Origin of the sequence: Ruegeria arenilitoris, from assembly GCF_013032445.1 — a bacterium.
GTDB lineage: Bacteria > Pseudomonadota > Alphaproteobacteria > Rhodobacterales > Rhodobacteraceae > Ruegeria > Ruegeria arenilitoris_F.
Genome location: NZ_WQCA01000009.1, coordinates 196,477 through 219,862, shown reverse-complemented (window position 1 = coordinate 219,862; position 23,386 = coordinate 196,477). Strand labels below are relative to the sequence as shown.

Here is a 23,386-nt window from a genome sequence, read left to right as displayed (position 1 = left end):
TTTCCTTTGCGGGCGAGACCTCTTTGTCGGTTTCCAAAAAATGAACAAATTACTAACCCTCCGTTAACCATGCTGGGGGATTCTGCGCGCATGTGCCGGATCGTCCTTCTTTTGTCCTTTCTGCTTGCCGCCGCCCCGGCATGGCCCGGGGCGTGGCTGCGGGAAAAGGGTTCGGCGTTCACTGCGACCTCGGTCACTGCCTTCAAGGACCCCGACGGCACGTATGACTACAAAACAGGGCTTTACGCCGAATTCGGATACCGACCGAAACTGACAATCGGGCTTGATATCGAGGAGAATCGCGACCTTTACGGCCACGCACTCTTGTTTGCCCGGTTCCCGGTCGCAGAATTCGACAAGTGGGGACGATTTGCAGCAGAGTTGGGTGCCGGTGCCCATCACCGATACCGAGATGCCTGGGCGATGTACAAGCTGACCCTCTCGTACGGCAAAGGGTTCCGTACCGGTTGGGGCAACAGCTGGGTGGCCATCGATACTGCTTTGGAATACCGCACACATGACGTCCTGCTTCGCAAAATCGATGTCACCGCTGGTCTTTCCGGGGATCGACTGCTTAACCCTTTGATACAGATAGAAACGGCCTTTGCGCCAGACCATTCGTTGTATTGGAGAGCCAGGCCCTCGGTCATGATCCGGACAAAGAACAGTTCGACTACGTGGGTGTTGGGTGTTGAACGTAATAACACTCAAAACGACACGGGTCTTAAGCTGGCAATCTGGAACGAATTCTGAAATCGGCGAATTGGCCGCCCAGTTACAGGGCGGCCAGTCGGAAAGTCAGCGTTCCATTCGCACAGTCGCGGAGACTTCGCCGCGTACGGCTTGAGGCCATCGTAGGGTAATCGCATCCCTAGATGAGCCCCGCTCAAGCTCTACATAAGGGTTGGCAAAAGCCGTTGTTCCGAACACCGTTCTCAAGGGTCCCAATACCGTGACCGCATCGCAGCTGCGCGCACGACCACCAAACGGCAGTTGCCCTGAAGTCGAGACAGTCCATGCCTGCGATGTTGACCCTTGCGAGCGTCTGACCCGTAGCGCGTTCGAAACTCGTTTATCCACACCGTGGAAGCTATTGTTCTCAAACATTACGTTTCGATGCGCACTTTTGTTTAGATCCGCAAATGATGTGTCCACTCGCTCTGCTCGAGTGATGCTGCCACTTGAGGAGCGAAACTTGTTTCCGGTTACAACCACACCGTTCAGAAAGTGGCCCCCACCATGAGGGCGAATAACAATATAGCTAAACCAGGAAGCAACTTGGCTGGAGTAGAAAATATTGTCAGTGATGGCCATCGAACTGAACGAGTATCCCGAAGTGTAAACAGGCTTTGCGTCCCGTTCATTGGTCCACTGGACGAAACAGTTATCGATATAGTTGCCTGAAATGGTCGAGGTATTGTATGTGCCGATCATGACCAACCCGGCGCTGCGAACACCTTGCGGAATGCTGTCGCCCTGGAAAAAGTGGTTACCCTGGACCAAGTTGTTGGTACCACCCAAAACAGCAAAGTGCAGAAAACGCACCGCCCGATTGTGGCGCAGCTTGATGTCATTGGCGGTTGAGTTCAAGGCAATCGATTTGCGATCGGATACATCGTAGGATTCTTCGGTGGACAGGAACTGACAATTGTCGATCAGCATGCCCTGACATCCGGTCCCGATTGATGTGATCCCCCGGTCCTTGGGACGACTGATGAAACAGTTCGTCACGGCAAAGGTGCTGCCTGACGGGGCCAGACGGATCCCGCTGCTGCGGCCATTGCACTGGAATTCGATCTCTTCCATGCCGAACTTGCGCAGCGTGCTGAAACCGCTGAAGTCCAGCAGGTATTTGAAGGACAAAAAGGTAAAGGTTTGCGTGCCATCGGCATCATACATCGGCGCGTTCAGCGTGATTTCACCCGCGCCCTCGTTTTTGGAGCGGACATAGATCTCACGCCCAACCCCGCTACCCTGTACCAGTGCCCCGACAGGAATGTTGGCAATGTTGGCAACATTCACCAAGCGTCTGGGATCGTCAGGGTCGTAGGTCGCGACCGAGGTGAAAGTCTCGGTATCCCAGGCCGAACTGCTCTGGACGTCAAACTGGCCGTTGCGGATCACGCGGCGGGTAGAAAACCCGCCTTGTCGGTTCGGCACCGCCGCGGCCATATCGATCGGCTCACTCACGGAAATCTTGCGGCCACCCAGATCAAGAGATTCATGGTCCGAGTTGTTCAGCAAGGCCTGAAACGCCTTTTTGAAGGCCAACGCTTCATTGCCGAAGGCGTTGATATAGGTGGGCAAATCGAAATTCTTGGTCAGCAGCAGCATTTTGTCGTCAGGCATCGTAACGGTGCCCTCAAAGTCGATCTCGGACGCCATCGACGTGTTTTGAGCCAGCAAGTATGTCCCCTCTGGTACAAAAACCGTGCGCCCGTTCGCGGCCTGATCCGCCGCCTCAAACGCCGCAGAGTCGTCCACCACGCCGTCACCAATGGCACCGAAGTCGCGCACATCGACAAGGCTGATCAGATTGCGCAGGAACACACTGGTGACATCAGTGATTTCGATGTCATCGACCCTTACGACAGCCCCGTTTGCACCGTCGATATCCAGCCCGAAATGCCCATACAGCGCCTGAACGCCCCAAGGCATGTCCACACCAGGGCGCTGTCCGGTGCCGACAATGGCGGTGATCTCATGTACCGCACCATAACCGGACAGCTGCGTTGCCGGTCCTTGCTCGGCCACGCCAGTAACCTGCACGTCTCCGGCACCACCGGCCCAACCCGCGATGCGCACTTCGGGCAACGGACCACTAATCGCTTTCACCCGTGCCTTGATCTGGAGGTAACATCCCGGCAGCAGCGGCGTCTGCCTCATATAGCGCAGACGCTGCGTGGCGCTGACCTTCAGGATTTCCAGACAGCCGCCGAAATCCGCGTCGGCCGGGACAAACGCGCCTGTACCCGACCCGTCATAGGTGGGCGAGCCCGGCGTTCCGTCGCCGCTGGACCACACATTCAGACCGTTTGCGAATGCTGGCGGCATGAACACGATGCCGTCGGTGATTGCCTTGTTCATAGAGATCCCTTTCCCAATCGCACGAGCGGCGAGCCGCCACGCGCATAAACCCAGTGCCCGGGATCACGCGCCCCGAACGCAAAAGCCTGAGTATCGAAAAGGGATTAACCGCCACTCATGTCACCGTGACGGTGGTGTTGCTTCAGGCGGCTGGATCAGAGTTCCCCAGAAGTTGCACACCGTTGATCTTCCAGCCATTTTCAAGCGGCACCATTTGATAGTCAAGGATATGCACCCGGCCCGCGCCGTCGGTGACCATGACCTTCTGCCACAGTGAACCGGCCACTTCACGCAACTCCAAAAAGCGCACATCCGCGGGCCGCCAGACCATCGGATAACCGCGTTTGACCATAACGCCGAAGTTCTCGGGCGTCTGGAACAGTTGCTGGATTGTCGGGCTGGCAAAGGTGAAAGCGGTGGCGAAGTCATCCGCTTTGAAAGCCTGTATCTGCGCCGAGATATTGGCCTCGATCTCAGCGCTTTGGGCAAACGCGCCCGAGGCCAAACCGGCGCTCAGGGATATAGCAAGCAATAGACGACGCATGGGGCCACCTCCTGATGAAAGGGTAGCCCCACGCGGTATCAGGTCAAATCAGGCCAGCTCTCCGGCCAGAGCCTTGTCGATCAGAGCGATGGTTTCCGGTACGCCGTAAAGCGCAATGAAACCACCGAAGCGCGGGCCTTGCGAGGCACCCAACAGCACTTCGTACAAAGCCGTGAACCAACCGCGCATCGGATCGAAACGCTCTCGTCCGATAGAGTAGACCACCGATTGCAGTGCTTCGTCTTCAATCGGACCGTCATAAGCCTCTAGCGCGGCTTTCAACGCTTCCAGCGCCTCGCGTTCCTGATCAGTGGGTGCGCGATGCTTACGGGTCGGCTTGACGAAGTCGTTGAAGTAGCGCACGGCGAAACCGGCCGCCTGATCCAGATCGGGATGGCTTTCTGCTGTCGCTTCAGGTGCATAACGGCGGATGAAACCCCACAGCGCTTCTTTGTCCTCGGCCCCGGAAACTGAGGCGAGGTTTAGCAGCATCGCAAACGGCACCATCAGAGTGGATTCCGGAACATTGCCGCCGTGGATATGCCAAACGGGGTTGTTCAACTGAGCCTTCAGGTCCTGCCCCGGATAAGCACGCAATTGTTGATGATACTCATCATACGCCTTGGGTATCACATCGAAATGCATTCGCTTGGCGGTCTTGGGCTTCTGATACATGAAATAGGCCAACGACTCGGTTGGCGCATAGGTCAGCCATTCATCGATCGACACACCATTGCCGGACGATTTGGAAATCTTCTGACCGTTTTCATCCAGAAACAGCTCATACGAGAAATGCTCGGGCGCACGGCCGCCCAGTGCACGGCAGATCGCGTCATAGATTTTCTCGTTGGTGGCGTGTTCCTTGCCGTACATCTCGAAATCAACGCCCAGCGCGGCCCAGCGCGCGCCAAAATCCGGCTTCCATTGCAGCTTCACGTTGCCACCGGTGACCGGAACGGTCCATTCCTTGCCCGTCTCATCATCGAAGGTCACGGTGTAGGTCTCGGCGCAGACCTTTTTCATTGGCACATACATCACCCGCCCGCTCTCGGGGTGCAGAGGCAGGAAGATGGAATAGGTTTGCTGACGCTCTTCGCGCAGGCTTTTGAGCATGATCGCCATGATCTCGTCATAGCGTTCAACCGCGCGCTTGAGGATTTCGTCGAACTGCCCGGATTCGTAGAACTCCTTGGCCGAGTAGAACTCATACTCGAACCCAAAGGTGTCCAGAAAACGCCGTAGCATCGCGTTGTTATGCTCGCCAAAGCTGTCGTATTCGCCAAACGGGTCTGGCACCGAGGTCAGTGGACGTTGCAGATGCTGTTCCAGAATTTCTGGATTCGGCACATTGGTCGGCACCTTGCGCATCCCATCCAGATCGTCCGAGAAACAGATCAGCTTGGTCGGGATATCCGACAATGCCTCGAATGCACGCTTTACCATCGTGGTCCGCGCAACCTCACCAAAGGTGCCGATATGCGGCAGGCCCGAGGGGCCATAGCCGGTTTCGAACAGCACGTATCCCTTTTCTGGAGCACCCTTCTGATAGCGTTTGAGCAACCGGCGCGCCTCTTCGAAAGGCCAGGCCTTGGACGACATCGCGGTTTCACGCAGTTCAGACATCAGATTTGCTCCATCGGGAAAAACAGCGCCGGTCGCCCTTTGCAACCGACCGGCCCCTCCTATTGTGCCGGTGCAGCATGAGTCAATAAACTGCGGGGTTTTTCCTGATGGGAAGGCCGATTTACGCGGTCAATTGGTCCAGTTTGGCCGCCCAGATAAAGTCATTCTCGCTGAGACCGCCGATTTCATGGGTGGTCAGTTTGACGTCCACATAACCCCAGCCGAACGAGACATCCGGGTGATGCCCCTGCTGATCGGCCAGCCAGGCGCAGAGATTGGCCAAATAGGTCGCTTTGGCAAAGCCCTTGAACGTGTAGTGACGGCTGAGTTCTTTCGCCTCAGTATCCAGCTTCCAGTCGGACGAGAGTTCGGCCATGTGGGTATTGGCCTCGTCCCGGGTCAAAGCCGGGACACCTCCGGAACAAGGCACACAGGTTCGGTCCGAAAGGCTGCAGGTTTCTCCTGATGTGGTCATGATCCGTTCACTCCGCTGCGGTTGCTTTTTCCGGGAACTTGTTCGGCAGCAACCCAAGAGATTGCGCCTTACGCACATCCGCCAGCAAATCTCGGTCGGCGGCGGCAAACAGTTCCTCGGGCGAGTTTAGCACGAAATAGCCCATTTGGTGCATGTCGATCCGGTAGGGCGTACGCAGAATCGTCAGAACATCGAACGGATCGCGATCAGGAATGTGGCTCTCCACGGCATAGACCAATTCAGTTGGCGAGGACGCGAGGCCAGACCCCAATGCTCTGATCTCTCCATCCTGTCGGCGCAGGCCGAACTCGATCGAGAACCAATATAGTCGGATCAGCCAGGAATAATCCTTGTCGCTCGCCTGTACGCCGGCCTTGCCGATGGCATGGCTAAAGGCCGCAAAGCGCGGATCGCTCAGCAAAGGCGTGTGGCCGAAAATCTCATGAAAGATGTCTGGCTCTTCGATGTAATCGAAATCCTCACGCGACCGGATGAAGGATGCGGCGGGAAAGACCCGGTCAGCCAACATGCCAAAGAAGGTCTTGAAACCGATCAGCGCAGGCACCGGCTGCACCCGCCACCCGGTCATATCCATCAAACGCTCCGAGATATCGGCGCAGGACGGTACACGGGTTTTTGGCAGCTCAAGACGTTCCAGCCCTGCAAGGTAATCGCGGGCCATGTAGCGCTGCACGTTTCTCTCTTGCGCAGCATAGAGATCGGCCCAAACCGCGTCTTCCTCAGCCGTATAGGCGATATGGCCGCGCGCATCAGCTATCTTGGCGACGTATTTGGTCGATTTTGGCATCACTTTTTCCTCCTTAGGAAAAGTATAGCCATGTGAACTGACTGTTTTATTTGGTTTATCGGAAATTTGCGGCTAATTTGGCAAATACGTATCGCACAGGCATCAATTGTGAAACAAACGCTTCAACCCGCTGATATTGCCATCCTGCAGCAGTTGCAGACCGATGGACGCCTGTCGATGCAGGAGCTTGCCGACCGCACCGGCCTGTCGGCTTCGCAATGCTGGCGGCGAGTGCGCGAACTGGAGGCATCCGGTGTGGTCTCTGGGTATATCGCGCAGGTGCGGGCCAAGTCCGTCGGGCTGGACGCCATCGCCTATGTCCACGTCGCCTTGCGAGACCATCAAGAGGACAACATCACCGCGTTCCTGCGGCTGGTTGAGACCGAGCCGCAGATCGTCGAATGCGCCTCGATCACAGGGGATCATGACTTCATCCTGAAGGTCTATGCCAAAACCCCCGAAGACCTTGAGCATTTCATCATGCAACGGCTGCTGAAGTCAGGGCTGGTGCGCGACACCCGCAGCAATTTCGTGTTGCGACAGACCAAAACGCGAGGCCCACTACCCATTCTGTGAACCAATCCGGCAAAACCCGTTGAACCTGCGCGCCAGCCCTCCTATCGTGCGGGCGCAGAAAGCCTAATCAGGACGAGACCATGACCGAACAAGTACCCCACCCGATGTCCCCACAGGATTGCCTTGTCGCGATCATGGTTGCGGTCTCTGCCTCAGATGAAACCATCCGCACCGCCGAGCTGGTCAAGATCGAAGGCGCGGTCAACATGCTGCCGGTTTTTGCCGAATATGACATCGACCGCACCCGTCGCGTATCACAAACCGTGTTCGACCTGTTCGAACAAGAGGATGGTCTGGACGCCCTGTTCGGTCTGATCCGTGATAACCTGCCCGAGCGGCTGCACGAAACCGCTTATGCGCTGGCCTGTGACGTGGCTGCGGCCGACGGAACGCTTGCGGAAACCGAGCTGCGCCTGCTGGAAGAAATCCGATACGAATTGAACATCGACCGCCTGCACGCCGCCGCGATCGAGCGTGGTGCACGGGCGCGTCACACGACCTGATCTCAACTGCCTGCCAACATCCCCCAGCGTTCGATCAGAGCGCGTTGCAGCCTGCGCGATCTATTGTTCCAGCTGCGCGCGCCATCTGGCCGCTCGCGTAGTGCACGGGGGATGGTCGCGCGGTGATCAACATCAGCGGTGAAAATGGCAAAGGCCAGTTCTGATCCATCCGGCGCAGTGATGAACCCGCCCAGCCCGGACACGAAATTCAGCGTCCCGGTCTTGGCGTCCACCCTGATCGGATGGTCCTTGACCAGCCGCCCCTGACTGTCTGCTAAAGTGAACTTTTTCAGTAACGGCCGTAGCCCCCCAGTTTTTTTGGCCGCTACCAGTGCCGTAACCAGATCTGCGGGCGCGACGCGTGATGCATCGCCAAGCCCCGAGTGGTCCACCATTGCGATCCCGTTCACACCATAGGTGTCTGAGGCCCAACGATTCATCTCGGCCGCAGAGTCAGCCAGACTTTGGATATCCGCGCCACGCGCCTTCGAGGCCGCCATTCCAACCATTTCGGCAGTTATATTGGTCGAGTATTTCAGCATACCCCGCAAAATGCTTTCCAGTGGATCACTCTGATGCACCACAAGAACAGTGCCCGTCGGCGCCTCGCGTGTGATCTGTACGCGACCCAAAACGATACCGTTCGTGCGCGCCAAGGTCCGGAACACGTCCCCGGCATAAAGAGCCGGTTTACGAACAGGCAACCAGCGCGCACCGCCATCGCCCAGTGCACCTCTCGCAACAGTCCAGCGGTCTTGTCGGGCGCTGGCCTGATAGGTGTAAATAGGCAAGCTTCGCTTTTCGACCCGCATTGATACCATATCCACGGATGGCCTGTAACGGGCCGTTTGGGCATCCATGCTCACATTGTATCCGTTGCTCCCACGCTTCCATTCAAAATGAACGCGGTTGAAATTCAGAGAAATGCCGCTGATGGCGGGGCTGTATCCCAGGTGATCCGGTTGCCCGGGATCGATGCTGAACACGTAAGGAAGCGCGCCGTCGTAAACCTTAAAAGCGCCGCGCACTTCGACAATCCCGACCTCACGCAAGTTGGCCGCCATTCCGGCCAGATCATCGGTGTCCAGCAGTGGGTCTCCGCCACCCACAAGGATCAGGTCACCCTTCAGCACGCCATTCTCTATTGGACCATCGGCCATCAAGGCTGTTTCAAACCGGTACTCGGCCCCGAGAACGTCCAGCGCATAAAGCGCAGTCAAAGCCTTGGCGACACTTGCAGGGGGCAGTCCCTGATCGCCATCAAAGGCTTCGAGCTGAGCACCCGTCTTCGCATCAGCGACGGCAAAGGCAACCTCGCCCCTAAGCCCTGCGGCCTGAATGAGTCGCTCAGCTCCGCTGGGCAGTTCGCCCCGCAGTTGCGGGCGCAACGATTTCACAGGGGCTTCAGCCAGAGCCGAGCCAGCTAGAACCGATGCCCCCAATCCGGCAAGAAACAGACGACGCGAAAGACGATCAACCATGGGTCAATTAAAATCCCAGAGATCAAATACACACAACCATTGAATGTGATTATGCGCCGATCATGGCTATTCAGGCAACACTCCGTCGCCCCATTCACCTCGCGTGCGCAACTCGGTCGAACTGACATCGACCATCGGTACATTCACGAAACACCACGCCGGGGCCTGCGCCCGGCCCAACAGATGCCGCGCCTGGCCGTCGATGCGATAGCACGCATAAAGCCGGGCCGCGGGCGACATCCGGGCCGAGATCCGATCCCCCGGCCGCGCCACCACACCGACCGGAACGCTGTCCATGATCCGGCGCCAATCCTTCCAGCGGTGGAACTGCGCCAGATTGTCGGCGCCCATCAGCCAGACGAACTTCACCTGCGGGTAAAGCTGTTGCAACGCTGCCAGCGTGTCTGCCGTTGCACGCGTTCCGGTCAGCGCTTCGATATCCGTCACCTCGACACGCGGGTGCTGCATTACGTCTCGTGCCGCCTCGATCCGCCGCTTTAACGGCGCGGGACCGCGCTCCTTCAAGGGATTGCCCGGAGACACCAACCACCACACGCTATCCAACCCAAACGCTTTCATCGCCTCAAGCGTGACATGTACATGCCCCTTGTGCGGTGGATCAAAGGACCCGCCGAACAGCCCAATGACCTGCCCGGGTCGTGCATATGGTATAACGCTGCGCAACATCCCTTGCTGATGTTCAGAACTCAAGCGGCTTGTCAATCAACAGGTTGTACAGAATCGCCCAACCGAACCCGCCCGGATTGCACTACCTCGGCACACCAGCCCCCATGGCCGCGTACGGCTGAATAGCCCCCCTTGCCCAACGCTTCCTCCATCCGGCTGCAAGGCGCACAGATGACGGTAAGGCGCAGAATGGCCTCACCTACCCGCACCTGGCGACCCTTGAGGGCCGCCAGATTGATCCCAGATACCACCAGATTGCGCCGTAGAACGTCAGGTGTGACAGGCCCCTGCCCCAGATACGCGCCAATCGCCGACAGATGTTCCTGTTGGATCAGAGTCACCGCCCGCTTGCCCGCGCGGCCACGGTCGCAGGAAAGCCCATCGGCTGACATCATAGCCGCGTCCACAGCAACCATTTGCGCCCGACGCTCAGGCCGAAGGCCAATCCACTCCACCCGACCGGGCTGCGCCCAGCCCGCTATCAACTCTGCCAGTTCCGACAAACCGTCCCCCGCGTCCAACTGCGCCAATCTAACCGAGGCTGTATCGATGCGAAATTCACAAAACCACCAGCTTGCCCCGCCCGCCCGGCTTGGATATCTAGCGGTTTAACCCAATTTCTCCGACCCAGAGGACGCGATATGGCCGCCTATCAATATGTCTACCACATGCAGGGTGTCTCCAAGACCTATCCCGGTGGCAAGAAGTGCTTTGAAAACATCCACCTGAGCTTTTTGCCCGGTGTGAAAATCGGTGTTGTCGGCGTAAACGGCGCGGGTAAATCGACGCTGATGAAGATCATGGCGGGCCTCGACACCGACTTCACCGGCGAGGCATGGGCGGCCGAGGGTGCAAAGGTTGGCTATCTGCCGCAGGAACCGCAATTAGATGAATCGCTGTCCGTCCGCGAAAACGTCATGCTGGGCGTGGCCGCGAAAAAGGCCAAGGTCGACCGGTTCAACGAAATCGCCATGGAGATCGCCGAGAATTACACGGACGAGCTGATGGAGGAAATGACCACCCTGCAGGACGCGATTGATGCGGAAAACCTGTGGGACCTCGACAGCCAGATTGACGTCTCGATGGAGGCGCTGCGCTGCCCGCCGGACGACGCTAACATCGCCAACCTCTCAGGTGGCGAGAAACGCCGCGTGGCGCTCTGCAAGCTGCTGCTGGAAGCGCCCGACATGCTGCTGCTCGACGAACCGACCAACCACCTGGACGCCGAGACCATCGCCTGGCTTCAACAGCACCTGATCGATTACAAGGGCACCATCCTGATCGTCACCCACGACCGTTACTTTCTGGATGACATCACCGGTTGGATTCTGGAGCTCGACCGCGGCCGCGGCATTCCGTACGAGGGCAACTACTCTGCATGGCTGGAGCAAAAGGCCAAACGGCTGGAGCAGGAAGCCCGCGAGGACAAATCCAAGCAGAAGACCCTGCAACGCGAGTTGGAGTGGATGCGTCAGGGTCAGAAGGCCCGTCAGGCCAAATCCAAGGCCCGGATCAACGCCTACAACGAGCTGGCCGAGCAGTCCGAACGCGAAAAACTGACTCGCGCCCAGATCGTCATCCCAAACGGCCAGCGCCTTGGCGGCAAGGTGATCGAGGTTGAGGGGCTGTCGAAACACATGGGCGACAAGCAACTGATCGAAGGGTTGGACTTTGCCCTGCCCCCCGGCGGCATCGTCGGCGTCATCGGCCCCAACGGTGCCGGTAAGTCGACCCTGTTCAAAATGCTCACCGGTCAGGAACAGCCCGACAGCGGCACCATCACGCTGGGCGACACGGTCGAGCTATCTTATGTCGACCAGTCCCGCGACGACCTGAAAGACAACGACACCGTCTGGGAGGCGATCACCGGTGGTGCCGAGATCATCCAGCTGGGCGACGCGCAGGTCAATTCCCGCGCCTATTGCTCGTCCTTCAACTTCAAGGGCGGAGACCAGCAGAAAAAGGTCTCGTTGCTGTCGGGTGGTGAGCGCAACCGCGTCCACATGGCCCGCCTGTTGAAAGAGGGCGGCAACGTCCTGCTGCTCGACGAACCGACCAACGACCTCGACGTTGAAACCCTGCGCGCGCTGGAAGACGCGCTGGTCGATTTCGCTGGCTGCGCCGTGGTCATCTCGCACGACCGCTTCTTCCTTGACCGGATTTGTACGCATATTCTGGCGTTCGAAGGCGACGCCCATGTGGAATGGTTCGAGGGCAACTTCGAAGACTACGAAGAGGACAAAAAGCGTCGCCTGGGACCAGACGCGCTGGAGCCCAAGCGGTTGAAGCACAAGAAGTTTGCGCGGTGAGATTCATTTGCGGCGGGTCTTGACCCGCCGCTTTTGTTTTTCTACCCAAAATTTATGTATACTATCGTTATAGATGAATCTGGCGATGTTGGTTTAAAGAATTTGCAAGCTGACCCAAGTTCTGGGCCGACTCAGTATTTTTGTATGTGTGCGGCAATTTTCAATGAAGAAAACCGCGACCAAATAACAGACCGGCTTTCCGACTTTCGAGATAGGAAAGGCAGAATTCATGCTACAAACCTGGGTCACTTTGAGCGTGTGAATCTCTGCAGAACCATAGCAACGCTACCGATAGGCATGCTTGGAGTAATATCCAACAAACTAACTTTATTAGACTACTTAAAAGAAGCTCAAAAAACTCCAACGCATTATTATAATAAGGTTTCTCAGTATTTATTCGAGCGGATCGGACAGGCACTGGGTGAGTTCAACATTTCAAAAGACAAAGTGAGAATATGCATTGAGGCTAGAGAACAGCAATATAGTAGCTTGCTCTCACTCTTGCATTCAATTCAAAGCACTCCTCTTGATGAACGCGCTTTGCCAATACGGAACATTGACCGGTTTTCAATTTCTGCCGTGAAGAAAAAAGATGATCTTTTGATGTCTCTGGCTGACATAGGCGCAAACGCTATGTTCTTGTCAGTCAGAAAAGACGAGAGAACATATAGCTTAACTGAAACTAGATACTTAAAGGAACTGAGCCCTGTTTTTCTTAGTGCCCGGGATGGTAAAATCGTCCCGAAAGGTCTTAAGCCAATCCACAGCTTGGCCGACCTTGGGCTTGACGACGAAACACGGATTCAAATCTCCCGGCTGAAAAACGACCGCAAAGACTATCAGCGCATTACATAGCGATGCTTAGAATGCTTGGCGACTTTATCTTTGGGCGCGCGCTGGTCTAAGCATTCCACCCTTGCCACACGCCCACCTCAATGCCATATCCAAGGGGCTAACGTTTTTCTATTTCGACCTACTGTCTCCTTTTACGGCGCTCAGTCACTCGATCCAGACTACGACGCCAGGCTGCCGCATCCACGTGGGCAGCACCAAACAGGAGACAACGGATATGCCCGCAGGCACCGTAAAATGGTTCAACACCACCAAAGGCTACGGCTTTATTGCACCCGAAGATGGCGGCAAAGACATCTTCGTTCACATCTCGGCCGTGGAACGCTCGGGCCTGACCGGTCTGGCCGACAACCAGAAAGTCACTTACGAGCTGCGCGAAGGTCGTGACGGCCGCGAAAGCGCCTCTGACATTCAGCTGGCCTAAGCTTTTGAAAGGGTGAGGGGATTTCCTCACCCTTTCACCTTCCTGCCGCGGCATGTGTGGCAGGCAGAATACATCACGTTTACGTTATGTAATCCCGGCGATTGACCGGATCGGCTATCATTCCGACATTGGGTTCAAGATTTGTCTTTTGTTTTGAAGAGAGCTGCCATGTTCACGCGCCGTACCTTTCTGACAGCGACCGCTGCCGCCACACTTGTGCCGGGCGTTGCTGCGGCAAAGAAGAAAGCTGTCGAATACGATCCCACACCGCAATTTGTCCGCATCAAAAAGCAGTTTCAGCCGGGTCAGTTGCTGGTCGCACCGCGATCATTCTACCTTTATTACGTGACCGAGCCGCGCAAGGCGGTCCGCTATGGCTGCGGAGTGGGCAAGGCCGGGCTGGAATTTACCGGTACTGCCACAATCGACGTCAAGAAAGAGTGGCCGACCTGGCGCCCCACCGACGAGATGATCGAGCGCGAACCGGTCACCTATGCGCGGTTCAAGGACAATGACTATGTTCAGCCCGGTGGCGGTGACAACCCTCTGGGCGCGCGGGCGCTGTACCTGTTCCAGAATGGCGTCGATACCTATTTCCGCATTCATGGTACAACGCAGCCACAAACCATCGGTCATGCGGTCTCAAACGGCTGTATCCGAATGATGAACGAACACGTTATCGATCTCTATGAACGTGTCCCGATCGGGACCGTCGTGACCGTCGTCTGATCATTGCTGGACCGCGGCGATTAGCTCCAGCACGTAAGGTCCCAGGTTTTCAACGATCAAAGCCACGCCCTCGGCGTTTGGGTGAATGCCGTCCGGCTGCATATAGCGACGAGCGGCATCGGGATCGCCTTCAGCATTCAGGCCCGAGAAAAAGCTGGGGGCGTAGCCGGTTTCATATTGCTCCGCCAGATCCGGATAGATGGAATCAAACGCTTCTTTATAATCGGCGCCATAGTTCCCCGGTGCCTGCATACCGACCAGTAGGGTTTCGACATCCGCCGCGCCCGCCGTTTTGACAATCGCCTCAAGGTTGGCACGCGACACTGCCGGGTCGATCCCTCGCAAAAGGTCATTCCCACCAAGCGCCACGATCATCCCGTCCACTTCTGGCGTCAACGTCCAATCCACCCGCGCCGCGCCGCCTGCCGTAGTGTCTCCGGACACACCGGCGTTGATCAGGCGCACATCCGCGCCCTGCGCCTGCAGCCACCGATCCAACTGAGGCACAAAGCCATCCTGTTCAGGCAGCCCATAGCCATGGGTCAGCGAATCCCCTAAAGCTGCGATCACCACCTGCTCGGCTGTGGCCGCAAAGCCGCAGAACATAAACAGCATCGACATCAAAGCCTTGCGCAACATCAGAACCGCTCCATATCCCAAATGACTGCCCCCGTCCGGAAAACCTCATGACGACACCCGTTCTTTCGCTCCAAAATGCTGCTTTGTCGCTGGATGGCAATGCCGGCCGGGTGAATATCCTGCATGACATCTCTTTGACCGTATCCAAAGGTGAAACATTGGGACTGGTTGGGCCATCTGGGTCCGGAAAATCCTCGCTGTTGATGCTAATGGGCGGGCTGGAACAGGCGACCGGGGGTGAAATCACCGCTTTGGGCCGTGACCTGACCGGAATGGATGAAGACGACCTTGCCCGGTTCCGGCGCGATACGATGGGGGTTGTGTTTCAGAACTTCCACCTGATCCCGACCATGACTGCGCTCGAAAACGTGGCCACTCCGCTGGAACTGGCCGGGCATACGGATGCCTTTGCCCGCGCCGAGGCCGAACTGGACGCGGTCGGACTGTCTCATCGATGCGACCACTACCCGGCGCAATTGTCGGGGGGTGAGCAGCAAAGGGTTGCATTGGCGCGCGCGTCTGCTCCGCGTCCGCAGATCCTGCTGGCGGACGAGCCGACGGGAAATCTGGACGAAACCACCGGTGCGGCCATCGTCGATCTGCTGTTTGGTTTGCGTGACCGGCACGGCGCCACGCTGGTTCTGGTCACCCACAGCCATAGCCTGGCGCGCAAATGCGACCGCGTGATCCGCTTGCGGGATGGCACAATCGCGGAAGACGCAAAGCAAGAGGCTGCGGAATGAGCCTGCGTCTTTCCGGTCGTCTGGCGCGCCGGGAACTGCGCGGCGGAGTGCGCGGCTTTCGCGTGTTTTTAGCCTGTCTGGCGCTGGGGGTGGCTGCCATTGCGGCCATCGGCTCGGTCCGGTCCGCGATCCAGACCGGGTTGACGCAGCAGGGCGCAGCGCTGCTGGGCGGGGACGCGCAGCTGGAATTCACCTACCGCTTCGCCAGCGACGACGAACGCGCATGGATGCAGCAAGCCGCGACCGATTTGTCCGAAGTGGTCGATTTCCGCTCGATGGCCGTTGTGCAGCAGGACGGGCAATCCCAGCGCGCCCTGACACAGGTAAAGGCAGTGGACGCGGCCTATCCGTTGCTGGGAACACCCAAGCTGGAGCCCAGCCAATCACTGCCTACAGCTCTGGACGGCCAGAATGGTCTGCCCGGAGCGGTCATGGACCCGGTGCTGATGGACCGATTGGGCCTCTCTGTCGGAGACCGCTTCGCGCTTGGCACGCAGAACTTCGTGCTATCGGCGGCTTTGATCCATGAACCGGACGGCGCGGCGGACGGGTTTGGTTTAGGGCCACGTACTCTGGTCCGGACCGAGGATCTGCAGGCATCCGGCCTGTTGGCGCCGGGGACATTGTTTTCCACCAAATACCGGCTGAACCTGCCGCCGGGCGCCAATCTTGAGGCCCTTTCCGCTGAGGCCAAACAAAGCTTCGAAGGCACCGGAATGCGCTGGACCGATGCGCGCAACGGCGCGCCGGGGATTGCAGAGTTTGTCGCGCGTCTAAGTGCGTTTTTGGTTTTGGTCGGTCTGTCCGGACTGGCGGTTGGCGGTATCGGCGTATCGGCCGCTGTACGCGCCTATCTGGCGCAGAAAACCGAAACCATCGCCACGCTGCGTACGTTGGGCGCGGACCGTGCGACGATCTTCCAGACCTACATGATACAGATCGGGGTTTTGTCAGGGATCGGCATCACGTTAGGGATTGCGCTCGGGGCGATTTTGCCCCTGTTGCTGGCCCCGCTGATCGAGGCCCGCCTGCCCGTTCCGGCTGTTTTCACGCTCTATCACCGCCCTCTGGCCGAGGCTGCGCTGTACGGCCTGCTAACCGCGTTCCTCTTCACCCTTTGGCCCCTCGCCCGAACCGAGGAGGTCCGCGCCGCGACCCTATTCCGCGACGCGCTGTCATCGGCGCGTGCGCTTCCACGCACAGCTTTCGTGGTTGCGACCGGAATCGGATTGGCCCTGCTGATCGCGTCTGCCGCGTGGTTCAGCGGTTCGGCGCGCCTAACCCTCTGGACCGCCACAGGGCTAGTCGGCGCGCTGGTGCTGCTGTCCCTGTCCGCCCTTGCGATCCGCAAACTGGCACGCATCAGCACAACAGCCGCCCGTGGCCGCCCTGCCTTGCGATGGGCCCTTTCCGCGATCTCAGACCCGCGAGAGGGGGCTGCGTCGGTCGTGCTGTCTTTGGGTTTGGGCCTTTCGGTGCTTGCCGCTGTTGGCCAGATCGACGGGACCCTGCGCAATGCGATCTCAGGCAACCTGCCTGACGTGGCCCCATCGTATTTCTTTGTCGACATTCAAAAAGACCAGATGCCCGGCTTCAACAAACGGCTGGACTCAGACCCCGCTGTCAGCCGCATCGAAGGCGCTCCGATGCTGCGGGGGATCATCACGCAGATCAACGGCAAACCCGCCCGCGACGTCGCCGGTGATCACTGGGTGCTGGACGGGGATCGGGGCGTGACCTATTCCGCCGCCACGCCCAAAAACGCTCGCGTCACTGCAGGGACCTGGTGGCCCGAGGATTACTCCGGCTCGCCACAAGTAAGTTTCGCCGCTGAAGAGGCCGAGGAGATGGGCCTGTCCCTTGGCGACAATTTAACCGTGAACATCCTGGGACGCGACATCACCGCCGAAATCACTTCTCTGCGCGAGGTCGATTTTTCGACCGCAGGCATTGGCTTCATCATGTCGATGAACCCTTCAGCACTTGCGGGCGCGCCGCACAGTTTCATCGCAACCGTCTATGCCGAGGAACAGGCCGAAGCCGCCATCCTGCGCGATCTGGCGGGCCAGTTCCCCAACATCACCGCAATCCGGGTGCGCGACGCTATTGACCGCGTCTCGGGCCTGTTGGCCGGGCTGGCGGCAGCAACGTCCTACGGGGCGGGGATATCCTTGCTGACCGGTTTTCTTGTTCTGATCGGAGCCGCCGCCGCAGGCGAAACCGCGCGCCGCTACGAATCCGCGATCCTGAAGACGCTGGGCGCAGACCGGCGGCGCATATTGATCAGCTTTGCTCTGCGCTCGGTCCTGCTGGGCGCAGCGGCGGGGAGTGTTGCCCTGCTGACCGGCATTCTGGGGGGATGGGCGGTCGCCACCTACATCTTCGACACAGGATTCTCGGTCATCTGGACCTCAGCCCTAAGCATCGTTCTGGCCGGTATCTTTGTGACCCTGGGCGCGGGCCTTGCCTTTGCCCTGCGTCCCCTAGCCGTACGTCCGGCCCGCATCCTGCGGGCCAGCGACTGATCTCAGCGCACGCAGGCGACCGGTTGCAGGATTTGCAGCAACTGGTCGTTGTCGCACACTAGCGCATCCAGCGTGATTTCATCCAGCGAGGCATAGAACACCTCAGCCGCGTCCTGCAGGGCCAGCCGCAACCGGCAGGCATCTGTCAGAGGACAGGTGTTGTCGGCATCGGCAAAGCATTCGGCGATCGGCAAGTTGCCTTCGACATGGCGGAACACCGAGCCGATGCGAATCTGAACCGCCGGACGCGCCAGCGCCATGCCGCCATTGCGGCCGCGTTGCGTGCTCAGGTAGTTAAGCTGGCTCAACTGGTTGATCACCTGCGCCAGATGGTTTTCCGAGATGTTGCACACATCGGCGATTTCGGCCTTGGTCACCAGCCGATCCTGATGCGCCGCGCAATACATCAGCAGGCGCACCGCGATATTTGTCCGTTTGGTAATCCTCATCGAGACCTCCCAAATTTCAAGATGCGACCTTATTGCATGTCCGGCAAAAAAGCGGTTTGACATACATCAATCGCTTGGAAAGGAACTAACGGCGCATGGCAGACCCTTATTTCTTTGGCTATGGCAGCCTCGTGAACCTTGCGACGCACGATTTCCCCAACCCACATCCGGCGCAATTGAAGGGATGGCGGCGCGCATGGCGGCACACCGACCTGCGCCCGGTGGCCTTTCTGACCGCTATCCCGGACCCTGAGTCTCAGATCGAAGGAATGATCGCCCATGTTCCGAAAAACGACTGGGCGGCGCTGGACGAACGAGAATGGGCCTATGACCGGGTGCCCACGACCCACGCCGTCACACATCCCCTGACGCATGAGGTCGAAATCGCCGTCTACGCAGTGCCGCAGGGCCGCCACACCGAGCCCAGCAATCGCCATCCGCTGCTGCTCAGCTATATCGACGTGGTTGTACAGGGGTACCTGCGCACTTTTGGCGAGGACGGTGCGGACCGGTTCTTTGCCTCGACCGATGGATGGGAGGCGCCGATTTTGAACGACCGGGCCGAACCCCGCTATCCGCGTCACCAGCAGTTGAAACCGGTCGAGACCGAATTTGTCGATGACCGCCTGAATCGTTTGTCGGTGTCTATCGTACAGACCGCATAGAAAAAGGCGGGGTCATTGAACCCCGCCTTTCTGAATTCTGTGCTGTTGCGGTCAGCCGCGCGCGCGGATCACCTGAAGCAGCGGCAGCAGAGCCGCCATTTCTGGCCCACGCTCCATGCCTGTCAGCGCCTTGCGCAATGGCATGAACAAGCCCTTACCCTTGCGGCCCGTGGCCTCTTTCACGGCTTTGGTCCAGATACCCCAGGTCTCGCTATCGAACGGGCCTTCGGGCAGCAAAGCGACGGCCTCGGCGATGAACTCTCGGTCTTCGTCGTCGATCAGGGGTTCCGCCCCGTCGCGGCAAAGTTCCCACCAACCTTTGAGGTCAGCCAGAGTGGTAATGTTCTCGCGCGCCATGGCCCAGAAGGGTGCGGCCAGCTCAGCCGGGACGCCAGCCTCGGCGACGGCATCGGCCACGTCTGCCAGCGGCAGCGACTGTAGGTGCTTTGCTGTCAGCGGGAACAGGTCCTGCACGTCGAACTTGGTCGGCGCCGCGCCAAAACGGTTCACATCGAAGCCGTCGATCAGTTCGGCCATATCCGAGCGCAGCTCAACCGGATCAGACGAACCAAGGCGCGCCATCAGGCTCAGCAGGGCCATCGGCTGCACGCCCTGTTCGCGCAGGTCACGCAAGGCCAGAGTGCCAAGACGTTTCGAAAGCGCCTCACCCTGCGGGCCGGTCAGCAGCGAATGGTGTGCGAAACGCGGGCAGGTGCCGCCCAGCGCCTCGATGATCTGGATTTGTGTCGCGGTGTTGGTCACGTGGTCCGAGCCGCGCACCACATCGGTCACGCCCATCTCGGTGTCATCGACCACGGACGCAATCGTATAAAGAACCTGACCGTCTCCGCGGATCAGCACCGGATCGGACACCGAAGCCGCATCGATTGAGATGTCGCCCAGAATGCCGTCGTTCCACTCGATCCGCTCGTGATCCAGCTTGAAGCGCCAGACGCCATTGCCACGCTCGGCCCGCAGGGCTTCTTTCTCGGCGTCCGACAGGTTCAGTGCGGCGCGGTCATAGACCGGCGGCTTGCCCATGTTCAGCTGTTTCTTGCGCTTCAGGTCCAGCTCGGTCGGCGTCTCGAACGCCTCATAGAACCGGCCCATCTCGCGCAGCTTGTCAGCGGCTTCGGCATAGCGGTCCAGCCGGTCCGACTGACGCTCGATCCGGTCCCAATGCAGGCCCAGCCATTCCATATCCTGCTTGATGGCATCGACATATTCTTCTTTGGACCGCTCAGGATCAGTGTCATCGATACGCAGGATGAACGTGCCGCCCGCCTTGCGGGCGATCAGATAATTCATCAAGGCGGTGCGCAGGTTGCCCACATGGATGTAACCGGTGGGCGACGGGGCAAAACGGGTGGTGGTCATGGAGTTCTCCTGTTGGCGCGGCTCATGTCACAGGATGGACGTTTTGTCCAGCAGAGGCGTTCAGGTGGGCTCGACCGGCCAGCGCCGGTTCAGGTCCTCAAGCCCGGCGCGAATAAGTTCAGGCAGGACATCCAGATCAATATCCGCCAGCTTGTTCACATAGAGACAGGACTTGCCAAGCTTGTGCTTGCCCAACCGGGACAGGATATCCCCAAAATCCGCGTAGCCGGGCATGATATAGATCGACAACGCCGCCTTGCGTGGCGAAAAACCAGTGGCCAGAAAATCGCCCTCGCGCCCGGATTTGTAGCGATAGTGATAGCGGCCATAGCCAACGATCGACCCGCCCCACATGACCGGCTCGAACCCGGTCGTTTCGCGAAACAGTGCGTCCAGTGCCTGAGCGTCGGCAGCTTTTGACGCCGGCTCAACGATCGACAAAAAGCGCGCAACGCTTGCTTTGGTAGGGACGGTTTTGTTTTCTGATCGCGGCATGAACAAAAATTAACACGACATGTTCATCCACGCAGCCCACTTCATAGGGGTATAGTCTGGCAAGAGAGTCGCGCCGAGCTACTTCACCCCCAGGTGTTCTGACAGGGAGAACCACAATGACCATCAAATTCACACGCCGCGCCGCACTGGGTTCCGCGGCTGCATTGCCATTTGCCGCTGCCGCAACCCCGATTTTGGCCGCCGGAGCCGCGACCAAGGCAAACTCGACTATCGCCAAGTCGTTTACGCTGGGCGATTTCACCGTCACCACGCTCCTGGATGGCAGCCTGCCTCGCGACGGTGCCCAAGAGATTTTCGGCGGTGGCGCCTCGGATGAGGATTTCGCCAAGGTTTCGGCCGACAACTTCATCTCTCCGGACGTGGCGCAGTTCTTCTTTACCCCGACGCTGGTCAATACCGGTTCCGAACTGGTGCTGTTCGACACCGGCTTGGGTCAAGGTGGCATTCAGGCCGCGCTGGCGGATGCGGGTGTCACGCCGGATCAGATCAACGTTGTCGTCATCACTCACATGCACCCCGACCATATCGGTGGCATGACCACGAATGACGCGCCGACCTTCCCCAATGCACGTTATGTCACCGCTTCGCCCGAATATGATTTCTGGGCCGCGCAAGAGGCAGGCAATCGCGTCGGCGATCTGGTGGCCGCCAAGGTGACCCCGCTGGCTGAAAAGATGACCTTTATCGAAGACGGCGGCGAAGTTGCTTCGGGCATTACTGCTGTCGCAGCTTATGGGCACACGCCCGGCCATACGGTCTATCATTTGGAAAGCAATGGTCAGCGGTTGGTTCTGACCGCCGATCTGGCGAACCACTATGTCTGGTCCTTTGCCCACCCGGAATGGGAAGTGCGTTTTGACATGGACAAAGCGGCCGCGACGGCATCACGCCGCAACGTGCTTGGCATGCTGGCCGCCGACAAGGTGCCGATGATCGGCTATCACATGCCCTTCCCAGCCGCAGGTTATGTCGAAACCCGCGGCGACGGGTTCCGCTTTGTACCGGTCAGCTATCAGATGATGGGCTAGACGTTCAGTACCCCGGATCCGGTCGCACCTTTGAGCCGTCCGTGAAACGGGACAGGCGGAAGGCGGCCGGATCGACGCAAGGCGCAGTTTCGGCGACCAGATCGGCCATCAAGCGGCCTGCCGCTGGGCCAATGCCAAACCCGTGACCCGAAAAACCTGTTGCGATGAACATGCCGGGAATCTGATCCACCCCCGAGATCACCGGCACAGCGTCCGGTGTGACGTCAATCAGACCCGCCCAACTTTGGACAAGTTCGGCCTGTTCCAATACCGGGAAACTTTTGCGTGCCGCGGCCCAGGCTTGCCGCAGTGCCTTGGGGGATGGCTCAGGGTCCAGCACGCGGCAACGTTCGATCGGGGTGACATCCGTAGGCAGCCAAGTTCTGTCCTGCTGCGCTTCGACGCCCCAGCATTTTGACAGACGAAACCGCAGCGACCGCCATTCCTGTGCAAATGCAGGTAGAAACTGCCGCGCCAGCCGGAAACTGTCAGGCACAATGTCCACCGTGTTTTCATTCCCCGACGCGATGGAATAGCCCCCATCGGCCCGTTTACGTATGGCAAAATCGTTGGACCATAGCGCCGCTTCTGGCCCTTCGGTCGGCGAGGTTCGCAACACCGTGTTCAAAACCTTGAGCTGCGGCAGCTCTATGCCTGCATTCCCTGCAAAAAGACGCGACCAGGCGCCCCCGGCCAGCACGACATAGTCACAGGCCACGCGGCCGCGTTCGGTGAAAACCCCCGTGATCCGGCCTTCCCCGGTATCGACGCTGCGGACGGCACAATTGGTCATCAGAACAGCGCCGCGATCACGCGCAGCCTCGGCAATTGCGGGCGTGGCCAGTTGCGGTTCCGCCCGTCCGTCCTGCGGCATGTATAGGGCGCAGTCGTAGGGGGTTTGATTGCCCGGCAGAAGCGCATTTAACTCGGCCCCTGCGACGATCCTTGCGCCAGTCTGCAGCCCGTCAACACGGCGCAGCCACCGTTCCAGATTACCACTGCCCCGCTTGCCCGAAGCACCAAACAAAATACCCGCACGCGTATAGCCGGTTTCCCGCCCGATGCGATGATCCAGCCCCTGCCACAGGTGTAACGACTCGACCATCAGCGGAATCTCTCGTGGGTCGCGCATTCCCAATCGGACCCACCCCCAGTTGCGAGAGCTTTGCTCGCCCGCGATCTGCCCTTTTTCACACAGCAGAACCGAGGCACCACGTTCGGACAGCTCCAAAGCAGTTGACGCCCCTACAATACCACCGCCAATGACAACTACGTCCACGGTTTTAGGCAGGTGCAGATCGGGCTCAACGGGGGTTGGTTTGGGACCTGGCATCGACCGCTCGTAA

At 58.8% G+C, this 23,386-nt stretch carries 24 protein-coding genes; 11 read left to right on the top strand and 13 right to left on the bottom strand.

The window, feature by feature from the left end; translation table 11 throughout:
• The first annotated feature begins 69 nt into the window (after positions 1–69).
• A complete protein-coding gene (locus GOW98_RS15155; protein WP_254438018.1) occupies positions 70–753 on the top strand; it encodes a hypothetical protein in 684 nt (227 codons plus the stop codon).
• A 45-nt stretch (positions 754–798) separates the two neighbouring features.
• On the opposite strand, the gene GOW98_RS15150 is transcribed toward GOW98_RS15155, so the two are convergent.
• The 5 genes from GOW98_RS15150 to phhA form a co-directional block, all read right to left on the bottom strand.
• Entirely contained in the window at positions 799–3,087 is a 2,289-nt protein-coding gene (locus GOW98_RS15150) for a glycosyl hydrolase family 28-related protein (RefSeq protein WP_170333521.1), read from the bottom strand.
• 142 nt (positions 3,088–3,229) lie between these two features.
• Positions 3,230–3,631, bottom strand: coding sequence for a DUF4864 domain-containing protein (locus GOW98_RS15145; protein ID WP_170333519.1), 402 nt, complete (start codon positions 3,629–3,631; stop codon positions 3,230–3,232).
• Between the two features lie 48 nt (positions 3,632–3,679).
• Positions 3,680–5,254: a lysine--tRNA ligase gene (locus GOW98_RS15140; protein ID WP_170333517.1), complete on the bottom strand. Its 1,575-nt coding sequence runs from the start codon at positions 5,252–5,254 to the stop codon at positions 3,680–3,682.
• A 121-nt stretch (positions 5,255–5,375) separates the two neighbouring features.
• Entirely contained in the window at positions 5,376–5,729 is a 354-nt protein-coding gene (locus GOW98_RS15135; RefSeq protein WP_170333515.1) for a 4a-hydroxytetrahydrobiopterin dehydratase, read from the bottom strand.
• Positions 5,730–5,736: 7 nt separating this feature from the next.
• The gene (gene phhA, locus GOW98_RS15130) at positions 5,737–6,537 is read right to left on the bottom strand and encodes a phenylalanine 4-monooxygenase (RefSeq protein WP_170333513.1); all 801 of its coding nucleotides are present in this window, start codon (positions 6,535–6,537) and stop codon (positions 5,737–5,739) included.
• 108 nt (positions 6,538–6,645) lie between these two features.
• On the opposite strand from phhA, the gene GOW98_RS15125 reads away from it, so the two are divergent.
• Together GOW98_RS15125 and GOW98_RS15120 are read left to right on the top strand one after the other, a co-directional pair.
• Positions 6,646–7,113: an Lrp/AsnC family transcriptional regulator gene (locus GOW98_RS15125; RefSeq protein ID WP_367646854.1), complete on the top strand. Its 468-nt coding sequence runs from the start codon at positions 6,646–6,648 to the stop codon at positions 7,111–7,113.
• Between the two features lie 80 nt (positions 7,114–7,193).
• Entirely contained in the window at positions 7,194–7,616 is a 423-nt protein-coding gene (locus tag GOW98_RS15120) for a tellurite resistance TerB family protein (protein WP_170333511.1), read from the top strand.
• 2 nt (positions 7,617–7,618) lie between these two features.
• Here the strand turns inward: GOW98_RS15120 and dacB are convergent, their stop codons facing one another.
• From dacB to GOW98_RS15105, 3 genes are all read right to left on the bottom strand, one after another.
• Positions 7,619–9,097, bottom strand: coding sequence for a D-alanyl-D-alanine carboxypeptidase/D-alanyl-D-alanine endopeptidase (gene dacB, locus GOW98_RS15115; protein WP_170333509.1), 1,479 nt, complete (start codon positions 9,095–9,097; stop codon positions 7,619–7,621).
• A gap of 66 nt (positions 9,098–9,163) precedes the next feature.
• A complete protein-coding gene (locus GOW98_RS15110) occupies positions 9,164–9,784 on the bottom strand; it encodes a nicotinate-nucleotide adenylyltransferase (RefSeq protein ID WP_170333507.1) in 621 nt (206 codons plus the stop codon).
• A 32-nt stretch (positions 9,785–9,816) separates the two neighbouring features.
• Entirely contained in the window at positions 9,817–10,314 is a 498-nt protein-coding gene (locus GOW98_RS15105) for an MOSC domain-containing protein (protein WP_437436861.1), read from the bottom strand.
• 111 nt (positions 10,315–10,425) lie between these two features.
• Here GOW98_RS15105 and ettA point away from each other — a divergent pair, with 111 nt between their 5' ends.
• The 4 genes from ettA (at position 10,426) to GOW98_RS15085 (ending at position 14,098) form a co-directional block, all read left to right on the top strand.
• Positions 10,426–12,093, top strand: coding sequence for an energy-dependent translational throttle protein EttA (ettA, locus tag GOW98_RS15100; RefSeq protein ID WP_170333505.1), 1,668 nt, complete (start codon positions 10,426–10,428; stop codon positions 12,091–12,093).
• 54 nt (positions 12,094–12,147) lie between these two features.
• A complete protein-coding gene (locus GOW98_RS15095; RefSeq protein WP_170333503.1) occupies positions 12,148–12,948 on the top strand; it encodes a DUF3800 domain-containing protein in 801 nt (266 codons plus the stop codon).
• Positions 12,949–13,162: 214 nt separating this feature from the next.
• On the top strand, positions 13,163–13,369 hold the full coding sequence (locus GOW98_RS15090; RefSeq protein WP_170333501.1) for a cold-shock protein: 207 nt from the start codon (positions 13,163–13,165) through the stop codon (positions 13,367–13,369).
• A 168-nt stretch (positions 13,370–13,537) separates the two neighbouring features.
• Positions 13,538–14,098: a L,D-transpeptidase gene (locus GOW98_RS15085; protein WP_170333499.1), complete on the top strand. Its 561-nt coding sequence runs from the start codon at positions 13,538–13,540 to the stop codon at positions 14,096–14,098.
• Here the strand turns inward: GOW98_RS15085 and GOW98_RS15080 are convergent, their stop codons facing one another.
• The gene (locus GOW98_RS15080) at positions 14,099–14,737 is read right to left on the bottom strand and encodes an arylesterase (RefSeq protein WP_170333497.1); all 639 of its coding nucleotides are present in this window, start codon (positions 14,735–14,737) and stop codon (positions 14,099–14,101) included.
• 47 nt (positions 14,738–14,784) lie between these two features.
• Between GOW98_RS15080 and GOW98_RS15075 the strand changes: the two genes are divergently transcribed.
• Together GOW98_RS15075 and GOW98_RS15070 are read left to right on the top strand one after the other, a co-directional pair.
• Complete coding sequence (locus GOW98_RS15075) at positions 14,785–15,480, top strand: ABC transporter ATP-binding protein (RefSeq protein WP_170333494.1); 696 nt, start codon at positions 14,785–14,787, stop codon at positions 15,478–15,480.
• The gene (locus GOW98_RS15070; protein WP_170333492.1) at positions 15,477–18,005 is read left to right on the top strand and encodes an ABC transporter permease; all 2,529 of its coding nucleotides are present in this window, start codon (positions 15,477–15,479) and stop codon (positions 18,003–18,005) included. The genes GOW98_RS15075 and GOW98_RS15070 overlap by 4 nt, the downstream gene beginning before the upstream one ends.
• A 2-nt stretch (positions 18,006–18,007) precedes the next feature.
• On the opposite strand, the gene GOW98_RS15065 is transcribed toward GOW98_RS15070, so the two are convergent.
• Positions 18,008–18,454, bottom strand: coding sequence for an RrF2 family transcriptional regulator (locus tag GOW98_RS15065; protein ID WP_170333490.1), 447 nt, complete (start codon positions 18,452–18,454; stop codon positions 18,008–18,010).
• 95 nt (positions 18,455–18,549) lie between these two features.
• Here GOW98_RS15065 and GOW98_RS15060 point away from each other — a divergent pair, with 95 nt between their 5' ends.
• Positions 18,550–19,119 (top strand): gamma-glutamylcyclotransferase family protein, encoded by a 570-nt coding sequence (locus tag GOW98_RS15060; RefSeq protein ID WP_170333487.1) that lies wholly within the window; start codon positions 18,550–18,552, stop codon positions 19,117–19,119.
• A 51-nt stretch (positions 19,120–19,170) separates the two neighbouring features.
• On the opposite strand, the gene gltX is transcribed toward GOW98_RS15060, so the two are convergent.
• Positions 19,171–20,496: a glutamate--tRNA ligase gene (gene gltX / locus GOW98_RS15055; RefSeq protein WP_170333485.1), complete on the bottom strand. Its 1,326-nt coding sequence runs from the start codon at positions 20,494–20,496 to the stop codon at positions 19,171–19,173.
• A gap of 60 nt (positions 20,497–20,556) precedes the next feature.
• Complete coding sequence (locus GOW98_RS15050) at positions 20,557–20,991, bottom strand: DUF1801 domain-containing protein (RefSeq protein WP_170333483.1); 435 nt, start codon at positions 20,989–20,991, stop codon at positions 20,557–20,559.
• Positions 20,992–21,107: 116 nt separating this feature from the next.
• On the opposite strand from GOW98_RS15050, the gene GOW98_RS15045 reads away from it, so the two are divergent.
• Positions 21,108–22,040 carry an MBL fold metallo-hydrolase gene (locus tag GOW98_RS15045; RefSeq protein ID WP_170333481.1) on the top strand — a complete coding sequence of 311 codons (933 nt, stop codon included), beginning with the start codon at positions 21,108–21,110 and terminating at the stop codon, positions 22,038–22,040.
• A gap of 4 nt (positions 22,041–22,044) precedes the next feature.
• Here the strand turns inward: GOW98_RS15045 and GOW98_RS15040 are convergent, their stop codons facing one another.
• A complete protein-coding gene (locus tag GOW98_RS15040; RefSeq protein WP_170333479.1) occupies positions 22,045–23,373 on the bottom strand; it encodes an NAD(P)/FAD-dependent oxidoreductase in 1,329 nt (442 codons plus the stop codon).
• Positions 23,374–23,386: the final 13 nt, after the last annotated feature.